Annotated in this window: 1 protein-coding gene (only partly in view); it reads right to left on the reverse strand. The window is 74.0% G+C overall.

The window, feature by feature from the left end:
- Positions 1 to 22,065: part of a lonely Cys domain-containing protein coding region (locus ACWGJY_RS03085; RefSeq protein ID WP_453259054.1), annotated on the reverse strand (this coding region is incomplete at its 3' end). Its footprint extends 44,100 nt past the window's final position; the window shows 22,065 of its 66,165 annotated nt.

Below are 22,065 nucleotides of genomic sequence, written 5' to 3' on the forward strand. Positions count from 1 at the left end.
CCAGTCCACGGTGCCGTCCTCGCGCTCGTACGGCGTCTCGCTCGCCGGGAAGCGCAGCTTGACGGTGACGGGCGTGCTGGAGACGGGGGTGCCGGGCGGGGGCTCCGAGTCCGACACGGTGGACACGGTGGACACGGCGGACACAGCGGTCTCAGCGGTCTCAGCGGTCGGGGCCGACTCGGTGGTCGGGGCCGACTCGGCGGACTCGCCCTCCGCGTCGGCGGCGGTCTCGCCCGCCGCGGCGACGGCGGCCCGCTCGCCGGCGGCGGTCAGCGGGTCGAGGGGGATCCCGTCGCCGGAGGCGGTGGCCGGCATGGGCAGCGTCCCCTCCTCCGCCGGGGTGCCCGACGCCCGGCCGAGGGCCCGTCCCAGCCGGCGCGGCAGTTCGCTCGTCATGCCGTCGGCCATGCCGCTGATCAGCCGGCGCAGCCCGGTGGTCTCACTCGCCGACAGCGCGCCCGCGGCCAGCAGCTCGGCCAACTGCCCGAGCGAGACGACCTGGTTGATCAGGAAGCCCGGCACCGTGTCGGGCAGCCGCTCCGAGTAGGCGGCCACCCGGTACTCGTACTCCACCTCGAACTGCGCCGACGGCGCGTAGGTGCGCAGCCACTGCTGGCGGTTGCGGGAGAGAGTGAGGGAGGTGGAGCGGGAGCTGTTCGAGGAGAAGGACGCCGAGGCTCCGGCACTGCCCGTGTTGTCCGTTCCGGTCGCGACCGTGAAACCGCCTGACGGGCTGAGGCCGAGGGTGAAAGTGCCCGACCTGGAGGCCCCGCGCGTCACCGAGCTGGGTGCCGAGGAGTAGATGACCTCCACACCCGACTTCGGGCGCAGCGCGCCGCGCACGTCACCCAGGTCGCGGTGCGGCACCGGGCGGGCGTTGACCGCCAGCGTCACCCGGTACAGGCCCCCCCGGCCCTTGTACACGAAGACGATCGGCCGCTGCCACTTCTCGGCGCCCGTGCCGGCCAGTGCCCGCGTGCCGATGACCGAACCGACCTCCGCGATACGGGAGTCCAGGCCGTACACGTGTGTACCGCTGCCCGGGGTGAGCGCACCGGGGGCCTCCCGCGTCGCCTCGGCGCGGAGCGCCTCGACGAACGCGTCCAGCGGACCGGTCGGCAGGGCTTCCGGCACGGTGGCGGGGCCCAGGGCCCGGCCGTTCGAGCGGACGAAGTACGGCGGGAGGAGCCGGTCCAGCTTCGGCACCGCGGGGGACAGCCCGGCCAGCGCCGCCAGCCGCGGGTTCTCCCGGACGTCGGTCTCGGAGGCCCAGAAGACCGCGGCGCCCGGCACCCGCACCGCGAGGGTTTGGGCACCGCGCGGACCGAGTCCGACGGCGTTGGCCGGCGCGTTGCGGTAGCCCTGGGCCAGGGTGAAGACATAGGTGATGTCGGTGCGGAAGACGTGCAGCGGTTCCCTGGCTTCGACGTGCACCCGGTCGTTGAACACGGCGTCGGTGTCCGTCTCGCTCCACGACACCGAGAAGCTCTGGCTCCCGCTGCCGGTGACCGTGCGCGAGGTGTCCCCGCTCGTGCGGGTGGTGCCCGAACCGCTGAAGCCGAGCTGCACGGTGCGCTTGCCGCTCCGGCCCCGCCAGGCCGAGTCGGTAGCGGTGACGTCGCTCTCCATCCAGTTCTCGGCGCCCCGGAAGTCCTCCTCCCCCGACTGGAAGCCGAGCCCCTCGTAGACCACGTCGTGCAGGAAGCCGCGCACCTCCCCTTGGACGTCGGTGCCCAGCAGGGAGCCGGCCGCCCCGGCGTCGAAGACGTAGACGCCGCGCAGGAACTGGGGGGACCGGGCGAGGACGACGGTGCTGGACAGGGCGGCCCGGCCGGCCTCCTGGGCAGGGCTCTCAGGGTGCGTCAGGGACTCGCCGAGCGTGACGTCCTTCAGCCACTGGGCGGGCTGGGTGACGAACGACGGCAGCATCCGGCCCACCTGGCTGCCGTGCTCGGCAGTCCAGTTCAATATCCGGGCCAGCGCCCCGGGCTCGGGGCTGCCCTCAAGGTGGCCACCCGCCAGGAGCTGCTGGAACGCCGTGAACAGCTCAGCGCTGCCGAACGCCACCTTGACGTGCGCGGCGGCCGGGAGCAGCAGCGCCTCCTGTGGCCGGTTGCCCTCCTCGTCCGGCTGCATCCGGGCCAGCCGGTAGTCCTCGTCGGTGGCGGGCCGGCTGGTGGGCGCGGGGAGCAGGGCCGGCCGCTCGGCGAGGGTGCTGGCCAGCGGGACGGTCACCGCAAGGTTCCCGTTCCGCGGGGCGGAGGTCCACACGGGCTCGGTGCCCCGTCCGAAGTAGAGCTCCGCGGAGTGGGTGACCGGGATGTCGAACTGGGCGAGGCCGGCCTGGGGGTACATGAGCATGTCCAGGCCGAACCCGGTGGAGGAACCCGCTGTGTTCGCGCGCGTCCCGCCGATCGAGGCGCTGGAGGGGATGCCGCCCTTCATCGTCGTGTCGTCGGAGACCGGGCCGTGGGCCTCCCCGGAGAAGTCGCCGGACAGCGTGTGCGTGGCGGTGAACGACTCGCCGCTCGCCGTCGACATGCCGTTGCCGGACAGCGAGGACCAGTTCGGGAAGTTCCTGCGGTGGCGGGGGGAGGTGCCCTCCTGCGGCTTGGCCCGCACCACCGCGCAGGCCCGCCAGCTGTCGTACTCGAAGGGCAGCTCGAAGTAGATCGCGTGACCCGCGCCCACCATGTCCCGCGAGGCGCAGCGCAACCCGACCTGCGAGAGGGCGAGGGACAGCGCGCGCTGGTTGGCCGCCCACGCCTGGAGAGTCTTCTTGCGGCCCACCTCGTCCATCCAGGACAGCGACCGGCGTTCGGCCGGGGACAGCAGCCCCAGGGTGCGCAGCTGGGTCGCCAGCTCCTCGAACTGCTCCTCGGTACCGGTGACCTCCAGCGGCGTGGCGAACATCCCGAGCGAGCGCAGCTCCAGCATCTCCGGCGGCAGGTGCCGCTCCTGGCCCGGCAGGACGGGGACGCCGTCGACCTCGGCCTGGCTCGGCACCCGCAGGAGGTGGCCCGCGGGCCGGCTGAAGGTGAACGCATCGGAGCGGCCGCCCTCGGCGAAGACCAGGACGGCCTCGAACTCGATGTCCGCCTCCGTCAGGAGGTGCGGGTTCTCGGTGACGAGACCGAACCAGTCGTACGCCGTCCCGCCCGAGTTGAAGGCACGGTCGCGCTGGTACTGGTAGGCGGCGGAGAAGGCCGGGCCACCGCCGACACCCGAGCCGCCGGGGTCCGCGAAGGCGGGGGCGAAGGAGAAGCCCGGCTTCACGGCATTGGACACCGTGTGGGCGTTCTTGGCACCCACCGTGTAGATCAGGCTGTTCTCCAGCACCACGTTCTTCGACCTGGCCAGCACATCGGGGCTCAGCCACTTCAGCCGCGCCCTGACCTCCAGGAAGCCCAGCGGGTCTCCGGCGCGGTCCTGGAGCACCGGTGACGGGTAGGCGTTGGCCAGCATCAGCGGCAGCCCGAAGCGCTGGTTGTTCTCCGAGAGGAACTCGCCCAGCTGTTCCGCCGACTCCGACGACATCCGGCGCAGATGCGGGCGCAGTTCATCGGCCGCGACGATCGCGTCGTGCAGCGCGGCCGGGTCGCGCACGGTGTCCACGCGGATCGGCAGCACCCCGCCGGCGAGGGTCTGCGGATCGGCCGGCAGCTCCTCCGCCGACGCGAAGAGCGAGCCGAACGGGCGCGGCTCCGGGTCCTCGGTGAGGTAGTCAGGGAACCGCGCGGCGAGCCGACCGGGGGCGGACACGGGCACGATGTCGCCCCAGCCGTCGTCTTCGGCCGCCTCGTCGGTCGCGGACGCGTCGTCGGTCGCGGACGCGTCGTCGGTCACGGGAGCGGGGGCGGTCACCGGAGCGGGGGCGGTCACCGGAGCGGGGGCGGGGGCCGGAGCGGGGGCGGGGGCCGGAGCGGGGGCGGGGGCCGGGAGCGCGCCGTCGAGCGGCTCGACCTTGATCTGCGACGTCACGCCGTAGTCGTAGATGGACGACGGACCGCTGGCGAAGCCCAGCGCGGACATCACCACGTACTCCCTCACGACCGTCACCGAGGTGGCTTCCTGGTTGTGCATGAGCGTCAGCTTCGGGGTGAATCCCAGGGATGCCAGCACGGAGTTCCCCGAGCCGTTGACCGGCCGGGTGTGGCCGTAGGAGAGCGGGATGCTCCGCACCGTCTGCCGTCCACTGGTGTCACTGGACGAGACGGTGGTCTTGTTCCGCTCCTCGATCTGGACCCGCTGCCCCTCGGGCACGTCGGGGGCCATCGCCGGCGCGGGCCGGGCATCCCCGAGATCGAGCCGCCACGCCACCTGGTACCGGCGGCCCCGGTAGGTCACGATCCGGACCATGCCCTTGGCGCTCAGCGCATACGGCAGCGCCTCCAGCACCGCGTCCTGGGTGTACTCGGCCGCCACCTCCTTCTCCAGCGCCGCCCTGCCACGCTGATCCTGCGCCTCCAGGTCCTCGGCCGACCCGCCCTCGACCGCCTGGTGCATGGCGCGGACGGCAGCGCTGATACGGGCGCGCTCCCACTCCAGCATCTCGCCCAGGAGCGTGACGTGCACCGAGCCCAGGAGCCCGCGGTGGCCGTGGCCGAAGTTCGTGACGATGGCGGAGAGGCCGTCGGGGTCGGACGACTCGTCCCTGCCGGAGCCCGGGTCGTCGTCCGGGTCGTTGTCCGGCTCGTCGTCCGGGTCGTCGTCCGGATCGTTGTCCGGGTCGTCGTCCGGGTCGTCGTCCGGGTCGTCGTCCGGGTCGTCGTCCGGGTCCGAGTCGAGCGCCGGTTCGGTGTGCTGCTCGGCGGGCGGCGACGTGGGGTCGGGGGCGGACGTGTCCTCGGGCGCGGACTCGGACTCCGGCGCGGACTCGGACTCCGGCGCGGACTCGGACTCCGGCGCGGACTCGTCGCGCGCCCCGTCGGCGTCCTCCACCGTCGCGGGGGCGGCGGACTCGCGTACCGGAGGCGGCACGGACAGCGAGGACACCTCCGGGACCGAGAAGGGGGGTTGGGGACGCGCGACGTCCCAGCCCTCGTCGGCCGGCGCCGGCGTCTCCGTGCCGTCCGTGCCGTCCGTGCCGGGGCGGAACGTGAGCACGGGCAACCCGCGCTCGCCCACGCCGGACAGGTCCGTCGGCACCCTCGTGAACAGCACCTTCCGGCCGAGCCGGCCGGCGGCCCGCTGCGCCACCAGGGCAACGGACGGGTTGACCTCCGACAGGCTCAGCAGGACGGGAGTGGTCGGCTTCCACAGCAGCAGCTTGCGATCGGCGGCCAGCATCTCCAGCCAGGTGTCCACCGACACCCACTGCTCCACTCCGGCCACCTCGATCCGGACGAGGTCCGGGTCCGTCGGGTGCAGGGCGGCGCCCGCCAGGAACGGGCACGGTTCGCCCGTCCACGGCGCGTCCTCCAGTCCGGCGGACGTACGGATCTGGGACAGGTCGACGCGCATGGGCCGCGGGCCCGGCCGGAGGTCCCGCCCGGCGCAGTCGAACCCGCGCCCGCTTTCCGCCACCCGCTCCAAGGTGGCCTGGTCGGAGACGGTCAGTACCAGTGAGTCGCTGTCCTGGGCACCGAGCCGCTCCAGGCGGTGGGCGGCGACCGCATCGGGGTTGGACCCGTCCCAGCCGGCCGCGTACGTGTACGTGAAGTCCCTCCGCAGCTCCGCGTGCGGCGTGTCGTCCGGTTCGGTGGCCGGGTCGATGGCCGGGTCGATGCCGAGCACCTTCGGCAGCAGCGCGTCGGCGTCGAGCGCCGCCAGCGTCTCCTCGGCCTTGACCCGGGCCCAGAACATCCGCGAGCGCTCCGCGTCCGTCACCGCGTCCCGGTCCATCCGCAGGGCCTCGGCCGCCTCCCCCGCCAGGTCCGCGCCGCTCGTCCAGGCGACCGCCCGGTCCACCGCGTCCGGGAGCCCCGGCGCGAAGTCCCGCAGCGACGTGCCCGACCGCTGCCGCCCGGCCACCGCCAGCACCGCGCGGTACGCCCCCTGGTCCGGATCCGCGCCGCCCTCCGGCCGGGCCGCCACCACCCGGTGGAACATGTCCAACGTGAACCGGCCCAGCCCCGTGAACCGGTCGTCGGCCCGCCACATGTCGTCCAGCGCGGCGACGCCCCGCAGCAGCTCCTCATAGCCGCCCTGCCGCGCTGCCTCGGCCTGCGCCTTGACGTTCCAGCCGAACACCAGCCGCAGCGCCCGCACCCCGCGCAGCACCCTCAACCGGACCTCGGCCGACGCCTCACCCGAACCGTCATGCCAGCCGACCACCCCGGCCAACCGGTCCAACTCGGCGCCCTTGGGCTCCGGCAGGAAGATCAGCCACCGGCCGCGCCGGCCCCAGGGGTCCGTGTGCAGGATGCGGACCCACCTGCCGTCCGTCAGCTGAGCGCCCGACTGCGAACGATTGGGGGCGCGCACCGCGCGGTCGGCGATGTTCGCCCTCCACTGCCCAAAGGGAATGTCCGCGAGCGGGTCCGCTGTGAACGCCTCCTCGTCGGCCCACAGGTACTTGCGCGGCGGAACCGATCGGTCCTCGTAGGCGCCCGGCCGGCAGCCCGCGATGTCGTCCCAGCCGTTGGGGTTCGCGGTCACGCTCGGCCGCCGGCCCCACCGGCGCAGCTCCTCCGTCCCGGACACCTCCCGCTGATCCTCCAGCCCGGCGAGGAGCAAGCCGCGCTGGCTGGCGTGCAGGTCCTCGTAGTTCGCGTCGTCCTCGTCGCCGGGAGCCGGCACGGAGAGCTCCTCCGAGACGTCCTCGGCGTTCAGGTCGAGGTGCACGAACGTCCTGGCCTCGCGCAGGTGGCGGCCCAGCTCCTCGAACCCCTCCTCGACCAGGTCCGCGTCCGTGTGCGAGCTGCGGCCGTACTGCTCGCCGGTCTCGAAGTCGATGAGGGCCCGGGTGAGCACGTCGCGGAACTCGGCCATCGGGTCGCCGTTCCGCGGGTCGCGGCCCATCCCGGGCGGGTTGGGGACCCAGTCGCCCTCCGGCTTCGACGGCCGGTGCACGACCTGGATGGTGACCGCCTTGCCGGGCCGCACCCGCAGCGCCACCTCACCGCTGTGGGCCAGCACCAGCAGATCGGTCCGGTCCGCGAGCCACCGCGGCCAGTCCAGCAGCCCGTCGCCGGCGAGCGGGATCGCCAGCACGATCCGGGTGCCCAGCGGCAGCTCCAGGCGCCGCACGTCGGCGGTCACCAGCTCGATGAACTCCTCGAAGTCGACGAGCACTTCCCGCCCGCCGACGCCGCCCAGCCGCACGACGAGCTTGCCGGCCCGCACGTCGGCCGCCACGGCGTAGGGGCGCGGCACGGGCTTCGGGTCCGCCTGCTGGTCGGCGGCGCGGCGCTTCCCCGTCACATGGACCGGGATGCCGTCCAGGTCCAGTTCGACGACCTCGGACTCGCTGAAGTTCAGGCCGGGGACGCGGACGCCGCCCATCGTGAAGTACCGGCCGTCGCCCGCCGGGGCGCGCAGCTCGTCCAGGTGGAAGGCGGCCAGCGCGGCCAGGCTCGTCGCCCGCCCCGCCGCCCGAGCGCGCTCCACCAGGTCGAACAGCTCCGCACGCTGCGGCGCATCCACCGGCGTGTCCTCGTCCAGGTGCAGGATCTGCCGCGCCGACGCGTCCAGGTCCAGCGGCTGTCCGTCCAGCCGCCGGTCCTGCCCGCGCAGCACGTCCAGCAGCTCCACGGCCGCCGGGACGCCGTCACTGGTCGGCGACTTCGCCTCGGTGTCTGCCGGTTCGGTGTCCGCCGGGGCGGGCGACTCCGGTTCGGTGTCCGCCGGAGCGGGCGTTTCCGGCTCGGCGTCCATCGGCGCCGACTCCGGCTCGGCGTCCATCGGCGCAGGCTCCGACTCCGACTCCGGCTCCAACTCCGACTCCGGCTCCAACTCCGACTCCGACTCCGACTCCGACTCCGGCAGGAGTACCGGCAGGGGCGCGACGGTCATCACCGTGGCGGCCGTCGACGGGTCGGGCAGCGGTGCCGATACGGGCAGCGGGTCCGGTACCGCGAGCGGGGCGTCCTGCGGCTGGGCCGGGGTGCGGGGTGCGCTCCGGTTCCAGGCCGGCGAGGTGTCCGGATCCCGCGGCGAGGGCCGCAGGGTGAGCACGGAGCTGCCGTCCCGGCCGGTGCGCTTCAGGCCGGTCATCGCGGCCGTCGACCAGACGCCGCGGCCGAGCAGTTGGGCGAGGTCGTCGGCCAGGCCGGGCGCCAGCCGGTCCAGCTCCGGGATGTCCAGCACGACATCGACGGCCAGGTCCATGGCCAGCAGGGCGGGATCCGCGGCGAGCAGGTGGAGGATCTCGCTGTGCGGCGCCCGGTGCGTCGTCCCGTCCGGCAGGGTCAGCAGGACGTAGCGCCGGTCGGCCGGGTCCAGCGTGCCGCGGACCAGGGTGGGCATCCGGCGGCGCCACTCGTCCTTGTGCGGGTACGGCCATGGAGCCGGCTGCCGTGCGCCGTCCACCTCGACGGTCGCCAGGTCCACCACCGGCAGGGTCCGCAGGCCGGTGAAGTCCCGCGCCTGGCCGGTCTCGTCCCCGGTGCCGAGCGTGCCCGAGGCGGTGCGCTCGCCCAGCATTCCGGCCTGTTCGAGGTGGTAGACGGCGGCCACGTCCGGGTCGGTGGCGGCGCGGCCCTCGGCGAACGCCCACGTGAGCACCCGGTGCAGCTCCTCCTCACGGGCCGCGTCCACGTCTTGGTCCGGGTCCAGGTGCAGCACCTTCCGGGCGAGCGCGGGGAGGTCCGCGCCCGCCAGCGCGTCGTACGTCTTCACCCGCGCCCAGAACATCCAGGAGCGCAGGTCCGCCCCGGTGTAGGCGGTCTCCGGGGTCCGGGCGGTCAGCGCGTCGGCGCCCGTCTCGCGCAGCCACTGGACGGTCCGCGCCACCGCCGGCATCGGGGCGAACCCGCCCAGCAGGGTGCCCGGCGCGGCGCGCCGGGCGGCGGCCAGCACGGCGCGGTAGCCGTCCTGGTCCACGCCCTGCCGGCCGTCCGGGTGCGCGGCCACCGCCCGTTGGAACGCATCCAGGGTGAACGGGCCCATCCCGGACAGCGCCGGGTCGTCCCGCCACATCCGCTCCAGGGCCGCGGCTCCGCGCAGCAGGTCACGGAAGTCCGCGGCGTCCTGCACATCGCGGCCGAAGGTGATCTTCAACGCCCGTACCAGCCGCAGCGTGCGCACCCGCGCCGCGTCGGAGGCCGGCCAGGGGCCCCGGTGCAGCCCGGCCACCCGGGCCAGTCGGCCCAACTCGGCCGACCGCGGCTCCGGTCGGAAGTACCGCCACCGGGTGCGCCGTCCCTGCGCGTCCGTGTAGAGGGCGTGCACGTACCGGCCCGCGTCGTTCCGCATCGGGGCGTGGATGTGGTCCGGGGCCCGCACCGGGAGCTGGCAGGCGGTGGAGACCTGCTGGCCCGCCGGGATGTCCCGGAGCGGGTCGACGACGAACGGCACTCCGGCGGCCTCGCCCCGGCCCATCCGGCCCCGGCCGCCGTCGAGGTCGAGCGGTGTCCCGCCCCAGCAGGCCACCAGGCTGATCCAGCGGGCCCGGGAGCGGCGCAGCAGCCGGCCGGCCCAGGTCTCCGTCTCTCCCTCGCCGAGGAGCCAGTACGTACCGTCCCGCATCGCCTGGAGGAGGCGCCCCGGCAGGCCGTGCCCGAACAGGTGCGCGGCCTTCTCCTCCGAGTCCTCCGGCGTCGGGCCCGCCAGCGCGAATTCCTCGGATATCTCGTTCGTGGCCGGGTTGTAGTGCACGAACGTCGGCTGCTGTGCCAGTTGGCGGCTGAACTCCTCCCGGGGGCCCGCCAGTTCCGCTGCCGAAAAGAAGGAGCCGCCGATCCGCCGGTGGTCCCGCGTGTCGACCGCGGGGCGCAGGTACGTCTCCCGGTACCAGTCCGGCCCGTCCTCCGCGGGCTCGGACGGACGGGGGGAATCGACGGCCAGCCAGTCGCCCTCCGGCTGCCCTTCCTGGTGCACCACACGGATCACATCGGAGCTGGCGCGGAAGTCCACCAGGCCGCTGTGCACCCACACCGTGCGGTCCGTGAGGTGCGCGAACAGCTCGATCAGTGCCAGGTCGGCCTCGTCCGCGACGGAGGTGGGCCACACGATCGGGACGTCCCGGCCCAGGCCCTCCCGGGCCAGGTCCGCGCGCATCACGACGGCGGCCTCCTCGACGCTCTGCTCCCGCACCGAGCCGTCCGGCAGCCGCATCCGTACCAGCCCGTCCCGCAGGGCGGCGGAGACGGGGTAGACCGGCCCGCGCCACGGGGCCGGCTGGTGGCCGGCCCCGCCCACCAGCGAGCCGTCGGCCGACCGGCGCAGGATGTCGAACTCGGCGGCGTCGAACTCGGCGACCTCCTGCTCCCCCCAGTTCAGGCCCGGGATCCGCTCCCCCCCGTGGGTGAAGTACCGGGACCGGTCCCCGGCGGCCGGCCCGAGCCGCTCCAGGACGCCGGGCTGTTCCAGGTGGAAGGCGGCCAACTCGCCCATCGACCGCGCCTGGCCGGCCGCCCGCGCCTGCCCCACCAGGGTGTAGAGCGCGCCGAGCACCGCGAGGTCCACCACGGCGTCCGGAGCCAGGTGCAGCACCTGGCGCGCCTGCTCCTCGCGCGTCATCCGGGGCCGGCCGAGCCGGTCGGCCTCCCGCGCCGCCAGCGCGCCCAGCGTCCGCCGCGCCTCCGCGACCGACGGGCCGGACACGTTGACCACGGTGTGCCGCCGCGCGCTGTCGGTGCGCGGCGGTACGGCGGCGGCCCGTCCGCCGCCGTACCGGGCCCGCACGGTCACATCCGCCGCCCGCAGCGGCACCTGACCGGCCGGCAGGTCCGCCTGGAGGGCGGCCAGTTCCCGGTCCAGCGCCCGGTTGAAGACGGCGGCCACCGCCGCGGCCCGCGCCGTGCCGACCCGCTCGGCCCACCACTTGGTGCCGGGCAGCCCGTCGCTGTAGCCAACGATGTCGACCTCCTGGGGAGCCACCCCCAGCTTGTGGTGCGACAGGGCGACCCGCGCCACCCGGCGGGCCGACTGCTCGATCGACGCCCACTCCTTGCGCGCCGGCTGGGTGGACGCCCGCCAGAACGGTACGAACGTCGCCGAGGAGCGGGCGGGAAGGGCGGGCGCCGTTCCCGTGCCGCGCGTCGGCGCGGTGACCGGGGCCGCGAGCACCGGCTTGGCGACGGCCGGGACCGGTGCGGCGCTCGACACCGGTGACGGCTGGGCGCTCAGGGCGGACTTGAGAGGGGGAGCGGAGGGGCGCCGCACAGCCGCATCCGGCTCGGAGCCCGCCTCGGAGCCGGCGTACCCCGAATCCGCCTCGGAGCCGGCGTACCCCGAATCCGCCTCGGAGCCGGCGTACCCCGAATCCGCCTCGGAGTACTCGGTCAGCTCGGAGGACTCGGTCGCCACGGAGCCGGCGTACCCGGAGTCCGAGTACGCCCCCTCCGAGGTGACCGAGGCCGAGTCGTCCGAGGCTGCGTCGTCCGAGGCCGAGGGGCCGGAAAGGTCAGAGCCGTGGGAGCCGTCGGAGACGTCAAAGGCGTCCGCTTCGAAGACGTCCGCGGCGAAGACGTCCGACGCCGAGACACCGGACCCCAGCGCGGCGCGCACCGCGGCGCGGTCGGCGGAGCGGGACACCGGCGGCGGGACGGAAACGGAGTACGCCGCCGGAGAGTTGTGGCGTTGGGGCCCCGTCCATCCCCAGGCGTCGGCGGTCGGCGCGGGCGTTCCCGGGTGGCCCTTCTTCAGTTCGAGCAGCGAGCGTCCGTCCGGTCCCCCCTTGACCAGTTCCACCGGCAGGCTCGTCCACCACACGCCCCGGCCCAGCCGGTCGGCCAGCCGCTGCACCAGGAGGGGAGCAAGCCTGCCCAGCTCCGACAGGGCCAGCACGACGTCGACGTCCTTCGGACGCCCCTTCAGGAGGCGGTCGGCGGCCACCAGCTCGACGAACGCGTCGAGCGTGACCCGCCACTCCCGCCCGCCCACGTGCACCTTGATGCGGTCGGGGTCGAGCGGGTCCGGGGTGGCCACAATCAGGTGGGGGCACCGTGCTGGGCCACTCTTCGGATCCATGGGCTGCCACTTGGCGCGCTCCGGCCCGCTCGGAGTCCGGATCCAGGACAGATCCACTTCCCGGTGCTCATCGGCCGGCCCGAAGTTCCGCCCGTCGCCGAGGGATGTTCCCAGGACGGTGTCCTGCAGGGTGTCCGAGCCCATCGCGCCGTCGATCTCCAGCTCGTGCGCGGCCACCACGGCGGGGTGGGAGGCATCGCGTCCGGCAGCGTAGGCGACGGTGAAGGCCTGCCACATCTCTTCGCGCAGGAAGTCGTCGGGTACCAGCCGTGGGTTGAGGTTGAGCACGCCGGCGATCAGACCGTCCGGATCCACTCCGGGCGCGCGCAGTGTCTCCTCCGCCTTGACCCGGGCCCAGAACATCCGCGAGCGCTCGGGGGCACCCACCGCGGTCTGGCTCACGGCCAGGGCGTAGGACGTGTCCTCGTCCAGGTTCACCTTCCCCCGCCAGGCCAGGGCAGCGTCCACCGCCGGAAGGGTCACGAAGCCGGCGAGCGTGGTGCCGGGCCCGGCCGCCGCGGCCTGGGCCAGAACCGCCCGGTACGCGGCCTGCTTGGCGTCGGGGCCGCCCTCGGGGCGGGCCGCCACCACCCGCCGCAGCAGGTCCATCGTGAACGGGCCCAGGCCGTCGAACCGGTCGTCCGCCCGCCACATGTCGTCCAGCGCCGCGATGCCGCGCAGCAGGCCGAGGTACTCCGCCTCCGTGGACGTCCGCTCGATGTCCCAGCCGAACGTCAGCCGCAGCGCCCGGACCGCGCGCAGCGTCCGCTCCCGCGCCTGCGTCCGCGCCTCGTCCGTGTCGGCGAGCCAGCCCACCTCGGCGGCCAAACGGTCCAGCTCGGCGTCCTCGGGCTCCGGCAGGAAGATCATCCACTCTCCGGGCCGCCCCCAGGCATCCGTGTTCAGGTACCGGACGTACTTGCCGTTGATCCTCGTCAGCCCCTGGGAGCGGTTGGCGGAGCGCACCCCGAGGCGGGTGAGGTTCGCGATGCGCTGCCCGTGCGGGACCACCGCCAGCGGATCCGGGGCGAAGCTCCCCTCGACAAAGTGGGTGAGGTCGCGTATCTGCGGCATGGACGAGTCCTGGAACGCACCGGCCCAGCACCCCCCGATCGACAACCAGGTGCCGGAGATGCTCTTGCGCCGGTACCAGGCCCGCAGGGGCTCGTCCTCGGAGAGCCGCAGCTCGCTCCCGTCGTCCCGTGGCAGAGCTTGCCCCTGAGGGTCGGCGTGGGTGTCCTCCTGGAAGGCGTCGCTCTCCTTGCCGGGCGCCGGCAGCGGCAACTCGGCCGAGAGTTCCCCGGTCAGGGGGTTGCGGTGAACGAACGTCGTGATCTGGTCCAGATAACGGCCCTGGTCCTCGAACCCCAAGTCGACCAAGTCCTCGACAGAGTGCGCGGAGCGGCCGATCTGCAAGCCGGTCCGCTCACTGATGATGGCGTGGGTCAGTACGTCACGGAATTCGGCCAGCGGGTCGCCGTCCCGCGGGTCCCACGCCATACCCGGCCGACTCGCTGCCCAGTCACCCGATCGTTCCCCCCACCGGTACACCACGTCCACGGTGCTCGCGGCGCCGGACCGCACACGCAGCACCACCTCAGCGGTGTGCGCCCAGACCGTCCGCCCGGTCCGCTCCGCCAGCAGCCTGGGCAGATCCATCAGCCCGTCAGCCGCCCCGGCGAAGGCGAGCACGATCGGGTTGCCGGCGGGCAACTCCGCCAGCGCCGGATCGGCCGCCACCAGCTCGGCGAACTCCTCGATGTCCAGCTGATGCGACGACCCGTCCGGCAGCTGTGCCTGGATCCCGTCGGACGAGCCGACACCCGCCACCACATAGGGCCGCTGCCAGGAGTCGCTCCCCCACGGAACGGTCTGCCTCGGCAGCTCCTGCCACGAGTCCGTGCCGTCCGCCGACTGCAGGTGGACGAACTGGCGGGTGGTGTCCAGCTCCAGGACCTCGGACTCATGGGCCCAGTTCAGGCCGGGAACCCGGGTCTTGTCCTTGGTGAAGTGCCGGGCCCGGTCGCCCGCCACCGTGCCGCGCTCCACCAGGTCGAAGGCCGCCAGCGCCGCGAAGCTCCGCGTCATGCCCGCCTTCCGGGCCCGGCCGACCAGCGCGAACAGCCTCACGCGCGAGACCCCGTCCACGACCGCGCCCTCGCCCAGGTGCAGCACCCGGCGGGCCAGCGCCGGGATGTCCAGCGGCTTGCCGTCCCACCGCCGGTCCTCCCCGCGCAGCACGTCCAGGAGTTCCACCGCCTCCGCGTCCGCGTCCAGCCAGACCTCAAGGGTGGCGTGCCGATCCTTCGCCTCCCGCAGATCCGCCCGCTCCGGCGCGGTCGCCGTCCAGGTGCGGTCCGAGACACTCGCCTTGCTCCGCGTCCGGACCCTGAAGTGCCTGGCCTTCAGACGCTCCTCGGCCGGCAGGTCCTGCTGAAGATCCCGCAGCTCCAGAGCCAGGCGCCGCATGAACGTCCGGAAGGTCCGCTGCGCACGCTGCTCACCGGACTGCCGCGCGTCCGCATCCCAGTCCTGGCCGGGACCGCCGCGCACGGTGTCGGCGCCGTAGCCGCTGATGTCGATCTCCGGCAGCGACACACCCAGCCGCCGGTTGCGCAGCCCCGCCCAGGCCACCTGCTCCGCCAACCGCCCCACCGTGTCCTCGTCGCCATCGGTGAACACCGCGGTGAAGGGAACGAACGGCACCAGCGTCGCGTACGGCAGAGCCGGCAGCGGCGCCTCGACCGGCTCCGCGACCGACTCCGCGACCGGCGAGGACGGCACGGGCGAAGCCGGCGCCGACGGCACGGGCGAAGCCGGCGCCGACGGCACGGGCGAAGCCGGCGACGGCACCGGCGAGGACAGCACGGGCGAAGCCGGCGACGGCGTGGGGGAACCGGCCGCCCCCACCCCGGGCATCGGCTGCCCGGAGGTGGAACGAGCCAGCACCTGGGCCCGGTCGCGGGTCCGGGCACGGGCGCGGGCGCGGGCGCGCCGGTCGGCGGCGGTGCGCTCGCCGTCCGGGGCCGCGGCCCGGGTCCGGAGCTGTCCGGCGGAACCGCCGGCCCGGTCGGCGGGCGCGGCGGAGTCGGGCCGGTCGAACGGCGCGGCGCCACCCGGCCGCGGGACCTCCGCCGGGTCCTCGGGGTCCTTCGGCCGGGCCTGCTGCCAGCCGCTGTTCCGCAGCGTCGGTCCGGAGTCGGAGCCGGAGCCGGAGCCGGAGTCAGAGTCAGAGTCAGAACTCGAGTCCGTGTCGGAGTCCGACTCGGGACCGGGATCGAAGTCCAGCGTCAGCACCCGCACACCGTTGATGTCCGACTTCGACGTGCCCACCTCGAAATCGGTCCAGAAAACGGTCCGCCCCAGCCGCTGCGCGATCTGCTGGGCCAGTCCGGGCGCCCGTCGGCCCAGGTGCGATATCGCGAGGACCACCGGGACGTCCAGCGGCTGCTGGCGCAGCTGAGGGTCGACGGCCAGCAGTTCGACCAGTTCGCCGACGGGGACGCGGTCCGTTTCGCCGTCCAAGGTCAGGGACACGAAACCCGGGTCGGCCGGGTCGAGTTCGGCGCGCACCAGGGCGGGGACGGGCCTGTTCTTCGTTCCCGTCTTCTTGCCCGCTCCGCTCCACGGCGTCGCCTTCGACCCGGCGCGGGTCTCGATCCGCGCGAGATTCACCTTCGCCGGCTTCTCTCCGTCGGTGAAGTCGCGCCCCTCGGCCGTGTCCGAGCCCATGAGCGTGCTCAGGGCCGTGCCGTCATCCAGCAGGCCGGTCCTCTCCAGGTGCAGGGCGCCCACCACGTCCGGGCCCGTCACCTCACGGCCCTGGGCGAAGGCGATGGTGTAGAGGGAGCGCAGGGCGGCGTGGTCGGCGCCCTTCCCGGTACTCGCTTCGGGCAGGTGCAGCACCTTCGCGGCGAGCCGGTTGCGCTCCGCACCGGGTGGGGGCAGTGCCTCGGCGGTCTTCACCGCCGCCCAGAAGATCCGCGACCGGTCGGCGTCGCTCACCGCGTCCGGACCGGGCAGTTCGAGGATGTCCACGACTCCGGCCGCCAGGTCCACGTTCCGTGCCCAGGCCAGGGCCTCGTCCACGGCCGGGAGCGAGACGAAGTCGCGTATCCGGGTGCCCGGCGCGGCGTCCCGGGCCGCGGCCAGCACCGCATGGAAAGCGGCGGCGTCCGGATTCTGCCCACCGGCCGGGTGCGCGGCCACCACCCGCCGGAACAGGTCCATCGTGAACCTCCCCAGCCCCGCGAACCGGTCGTCGGCCAGCCACATCCCGTCCAGCGCGGCGACCCCGCGCAGCAGGTCCTCGTAGTCCTTCCGGTACTCCACCCGGTACCCGAACGCCAACCGCAGCGCCCGCACCGCCCGCAGCGTCCGAACCCGCACCTCCTCCGGAGCAGGGCCCGTGCCCGCGTGCCAGCCGACCACCGCCGCCAGCCGGTCCAACACCCGCTCCGACGGCTCCGGACGGAAGATGTCCCACCATCCCCGGCGGCCCTGGGCGTCACCGATCAGCGCCCGCCGGTACCTCCGCAGCAGCTTCTTGCCCCTCGTCGCCTGCATGAGGTACGAGACCCGGGTGACCATTCCCAACCCGTTGGCGATCTGCTGCCCGAAGCTGATCGTGTCGAGCGCATCGGCGACGAAGGGCCCGGAGTAGGAGTCGTTCAAGAAGTGGGGGTCGACGGCGTCGTCCTCCAGAGCCCCGGAATAACAGAGCACCAGGTCCATCCACTTCTGCGCGGGGCGCCCCGTGCCACCCCGCTCGGGGGGCACGGGGAGAAGGGGCGCGGTCAGGCTCTTGCGCCGCTTGAGCCAGCGCACGAACCCCCACCCCAACCCCTTGCTTTCGCCCCCCTCCATGGGGACCGTGACGCCCCCCGGTTCCGCGTGGGCATCCAGGGCGTACGGGTCGCCGAACGGCTCCTCGCCCGGACCCGGTTCGGGCCGCGGCAACGGCCGCTCGACGGAGACGCCGCCGGTCGCGGGGTTGACGTGGACGTACGTGGTCATCTGGTCCAAGTACGAGCTGTGCTGCGTGAGCGTGAAATCGCCTTCCTTGTGCAGCGAGCGCCCGATGTGCTTCCCGGTCAGGGCGCTGATGATGGCCCGGGTGAGCACCTTGGGGTACCACTCCGCAGGGGCGTCGTCGGGGTCGGGCGCCATCCCGGGCGGGTTCTCGATCCAGTCGCCCCGCCGCGTCCCGGGGGAGAAGATCTGGACCTCGCCCACCCCGTCCTTGCCGGTACCGAGCCGTGCCTCGCCGCTGTACGCCCACACCGTCATGCCGGTGCGGTCCGCGAGCGTGCGCGGCAGGTCCAGGGTGCGGTCGCCGGCGAACGGGATCGCCAGCACGATCGGCGTCCCCTCCGGCAGTCCGCGCCGCTGGGTGTCCGCGGCCACCAGCTCGACGAACTCCTCGATGTCCAGTGTCAGCTCGGAGTCGTCCGGCAGCCGGACCACCACCTGGTCGTGCCGCCCCTCGGCCGCCACCACGTACGGCGTCGTGCCCGTCGGCCACTTGGCCGGGAGCGAGTACAGGGAGTCCTTGCTGCCGGGCACGCGGACGCCGACGGCGCCCGGCCGCAGTTCCTGGACCTGCACGCCCGACCAGTTGAGCCCCGGGACCCGGGTCTCGTCCACCGTGAAGTGCGTTGTCCGGTCGTCGTCGAGCAGCCCGAGCCGCTCCAGGTGGAAGGCGCCCAGTGCCCCCAGGTTCCCCGCCCGGTCCGCCGCCCGCGCCGCCTCGGTGAGCGCGAACAGTTCCTCCCGCGCGGCGGTGTCCACCGGCGCGCCGTCCGGCAGGTGCAGCACCCTGCGCGCCACCGCCGCCAGGTTGAAGTCGCCGCCGCGCAGCCGCGCGTCCCGCCGCCGCAGCGCGTCCAGCAGGTCCCGCAGTTCCAGGCGCGGCGGAACGGCGACGCGCACCGCGGCCTGCGGGCTCGCCGCCGCGCCACCCGTTCCAGCGGCCGGCGCGGCGGGGGCGCTCTCCTCGTGCCCCTCCCAGTCGATGCTGAAGTCCGAGACCCGCAACGGTGTCGCGTCCGTGGGCAGCCTGCGCTGGAGCCGCTTCAGCTCCTTGTCCAGGCCGCGGGTGAACTCCTCGTACACGGCCTCCGCACGACGCTCCGCCACGGACGTCCGGCCGGAGGCACCCGCGCCGTAGCCGTGGACGGTGACCGACGGCAGCGGAAGCGCCTCGCCCCGCGCCCGGATGCCGAGCGCGGCCACCTGGCCGACCAGCTTCCGGATCCCGTCCCGCTCCGCCGCGGTCAGCTCGGTCCGGTCCGACGCCGGGTCCGCGAACAGCGTGGGGAGCAGCGAGGGAACGTCCGCCGCCGGGTCCGCGGACGGCGCGGCGGCCTGGTCGGTGACCGGCCGGGTGTGGACCGGCCTGGTGTGCACCGGGAGGACGGTCGAGGTGTGGGACGGACCGTCCTGCGGTCCGGGAGCGCGCGCGGTGTCCGCCGCCCGGCGCAGAGAGGGGCCGGACTCGTCGTCGGACTCGACGTCCGACGTGTCCGGGGTCCCGTCGTCGGACGTGGCGGTGGTGTCGGTGTCCGAGCCGAAGGACTCGTCGAACACCGAGCTGACGACGGAGCTGAATTCGCTGCCCGCGTCCGACGCGGTGTCCGTGTCCGACGCGGTGTCCGTGTCCGACGCGGTGTCCGTGTCCGACGCGGTGTCCGTGTCCGACGCGGTGTCCGTGTCGTACCCGGTGTCCGGGTCGGCCGCGCTGGCGAAGTCGGCGCCGACGGCCGGGCGCATGCCGGCCCCCTGGCCACTCGCGCCGGCTGCTGCCGGAGCGGACGGAGCCGCCTCGCCCGGCAGCGGCGCATGCTCCGGCACCGGGTCCGGTATGGAGCCCGGGGATTCCACCGGCTCGGCCGGGTCTTCGGGCAGGCTCTCGGTCCAGGTGACGCCGGACGACGTGCCCGAAGCGGCGGCCCGGTCCCGCACGCCGACCACCGAGCTGCCCTGCCGGCCGCCCTTGTGCAGCTTGGTCCGCAGGGCCGTCGACCACACGTGCCGGCCGAGCCGCTGGGCGAGGCGCCGCGCCATGCCGGGCGCCAGCCGGTCCAGCTCCGGGATGTCCAGCACGACGTCGACCCGCAGCGAGGACCGCCGGGAGACCACGTCCTTCAGGTTCTGCAGCACCGGGTCCTCGGCGAGCAGTTCGATGAACTCCCGCTGCGTCACCCGCCAGGTACGGCCCCGGGCGACGAGGAGAAGGTGGTTCGGGTCGGCCGGATCCAGCTTGGCCCGTACCAGGTAGGGGTCCGGGCGCAAGTTCTTCACACCCTCGGTCAGCCACGGCGCCTCCGACGGCCGGCCGTCGGACCCGCTGTAGGCGAGATCCACCACCGGGCGGGGCGACTCGCCGGTGAAGTCCCGGCCCTTCCGTGCTGCGCGCACGAGGTCCAGCGTGCTCAAGGAGGTATCGGAACCCAACAGCTTGGCGTGCTGGAGGTGGTACGCGGCCGCCACATCGGGATCGGCCGCGTCGCGGCCCTCGGCGAACGCCCGGGTCAGCGTCCAGCGCAGCTCCTCCAGCCGCGCCTCGTCCACGCTCTCGGCGGACTCCAGGTGGAGCACCCTCCGGGCCAGCGCCACCGCGTCCGTACCGTCCCGGCCCAGCACGTCGTACGCCTTGACCCGCGCCCAGAACACCCGCAGCAACTGGGTCTCTCCGGGCCGGTCCTTCTCCAGCACCTCCCGGATCACCTCGTCCGGGTCCCTGCCGTCCAGCCACCGGAGAGCGGCCTGCACCGCCGGCATCGTCACGAACGCGGTCAGCCCGGTGCCCGGAGCGGCCTGCGTGGCGGCGGCCAGTACCTTGCGGTAGCCGACCTGGTCCACGCCCTTCCGGCCGTCCGGGTGCGCGGCGACCGCCCGCTGGAAGGCATCCAGCGTGAAGAGCCCCGCCCCACGCAGGCTCGGGTCGTCGCGCCACATCCGCTCCAGCGCCGCGACCCCCCGCAGCAGTTCCGCAAAGTCCCCGACAACCTCCACATCCCGGCCGAACGTGATCTTCAGCGCCCGCACCAGAATCAGCACCCGCTCCTGCGAATGGGCCCGCCACATCTCGGTGTCGGTGCGCATGCCCAGCTCGGCCGCCCACTGGTCGAGGTCGGTTACCGACGTCTCCGGGTGGGCTGCCGACGGCTCCGGACGGCAGAGCTCCCACTGGGTACGCCGCCCCTGGGCATCCGTCCGCAGGGCATGCGTGGGATTGCCGTCGGAGTCCTCCCGCGACAGGTGGATCCGCTTGCTGCCCAGCACCCACATCCGTGACCTGTTGGAATCCCGCTGCACCGGCGAGATCTCCCGGAGCGGGTCGACGACATACGGCGCGGACACGGAGTCCTGCGACCCCCGGGCGTGTCCGGGCACCGTGCCGCGCCCGCAGCGCACGCTGTGCAGCCAGGTGCCCTTGAACGTGCGCACCAGATGGTCGATCCACTGGGCCTGCTCCGCCTCGTTGAGCTGGCGAATGCTGCCGTCCAGCAACTGGACGCTCAGGTGGCCCTCGGCGTTGCCGTGCCCGTAGTCGTGGATGGCCCCGGCTGCCGTCTCGCCGGGGGGCGTCGGCGCCGCATACTCCCGGGACACGGTGTCCGTTGCCGGGTTGCGGTGGACGAACGTCGCGATCGCGTGCAGTTTGCGGCTGAACCGCTCCCGCAGCCCCGCCAGGTCGTCGGCGTCGAAGCTCACGCTGCCGATCGGCCGGTGCGAGGACTCGCTGACCGCGGTCCGGGTGTCGACCTGCCAGAGCCAGTCCGGCATGTCCTCGTCCAGCAGCGAGTCGGGGTCGATGCGCATCCAGTCGCCCTCGGGCCGCCCCTCCCGGTGGGTCACCACGATCATGCCGGTACGCGGGTCGAAGGCGGTCTCGCCGTTGTGCGACCACACCGTGTGGCCGGTGCGGCGGGCGATCATCCGCAGCAGCATTTCGTGGTGGAGGTGCGCGGGGGCGGCGCGCACCACGAGGGGGACGCCCTTGTCCAGGCCCGCGCGCTCCAGCCCCAGGGCCACCACTTCGGCGACCTCCTCGTGGGCGGCCGGCCGCTCCCCGCCGGGCAGCGGCAGCATCATGCCGGACGGGTCGTCGTCCAGCACCATGAACGCCTTGTCCTTCCAGGGGCCGGACTTGGTCACGGTCTTGCCCTGCCGCTTGCCCGCGCCGTCGCGGCGCACCAGGCCGAAGCTGGTTCGGTGCAGCTCGGCCTTCCGCTGCGCCGTCCAGTTCAGCCCCGGAATCCGGCGGCCCTTGGAGTCGGTGAAGTGGCGCCCGGAGTCGGTGGAGTGGCCCTTGGGGTCCGGCCCGAGCAGGCCCAGCTCCTCGGCCACACCGGGCTGGCGGAGGTGGAAGGCCGCCACCTGCCCCAGGCTCTTCGCCTGCCCCGCCGCCTCGGCCTGGCCCACCAGGCCGTACAGCGCGTTGAGGACCGCACCGTCCACCTTCGTGTCCGGGTGCAGGTGCAGGATCCACTGCGCCTGCTCCTGGGGGCTCATCCGTTCCCCGCCGAACCGGCGCACGTCCCGCTCGTCCAGCGCGACCAGCGTCTCCTTCGCCTTCTTGTTCGGCGGGCTGACGACGTCGATCATCGTCTGCCACCGGGCGTCCGCCGCCTGCGGCGAGCCGGGGCCCGCGGGTGCGTCGTCGCCCCGCACGGTCAGCGTGAAGTCGCCGACCGTCAGCGGCCGCCGCCCCTTCGGGAGCTTCTTCCCCTGCGCGGCCAGCTCCCGCTCCAGCTCCCGCCGGAAGACCGCGGCCACCGCCTCGGCCCGCTGCCGCCCCACCTCGGTGACGTGCGAACGGTCGCCGTCCGGCAGGCCGTTGCCGCGCCCGACGATCCGGACCTCCTCGGGCCGCACGCCGAACGTCCAGCGCGGCAGCGCGCCGGTCACCACCTGCCGGGCCCGCTTCTGGACCGACTCGCGCTCCCCGTCGGACAGTTCGGCGGCCCCGCCCGAGAACGGCAC

It is taken from the genome of Streptomyces sp. NPDC054765 (assembly GCF_053612065.1).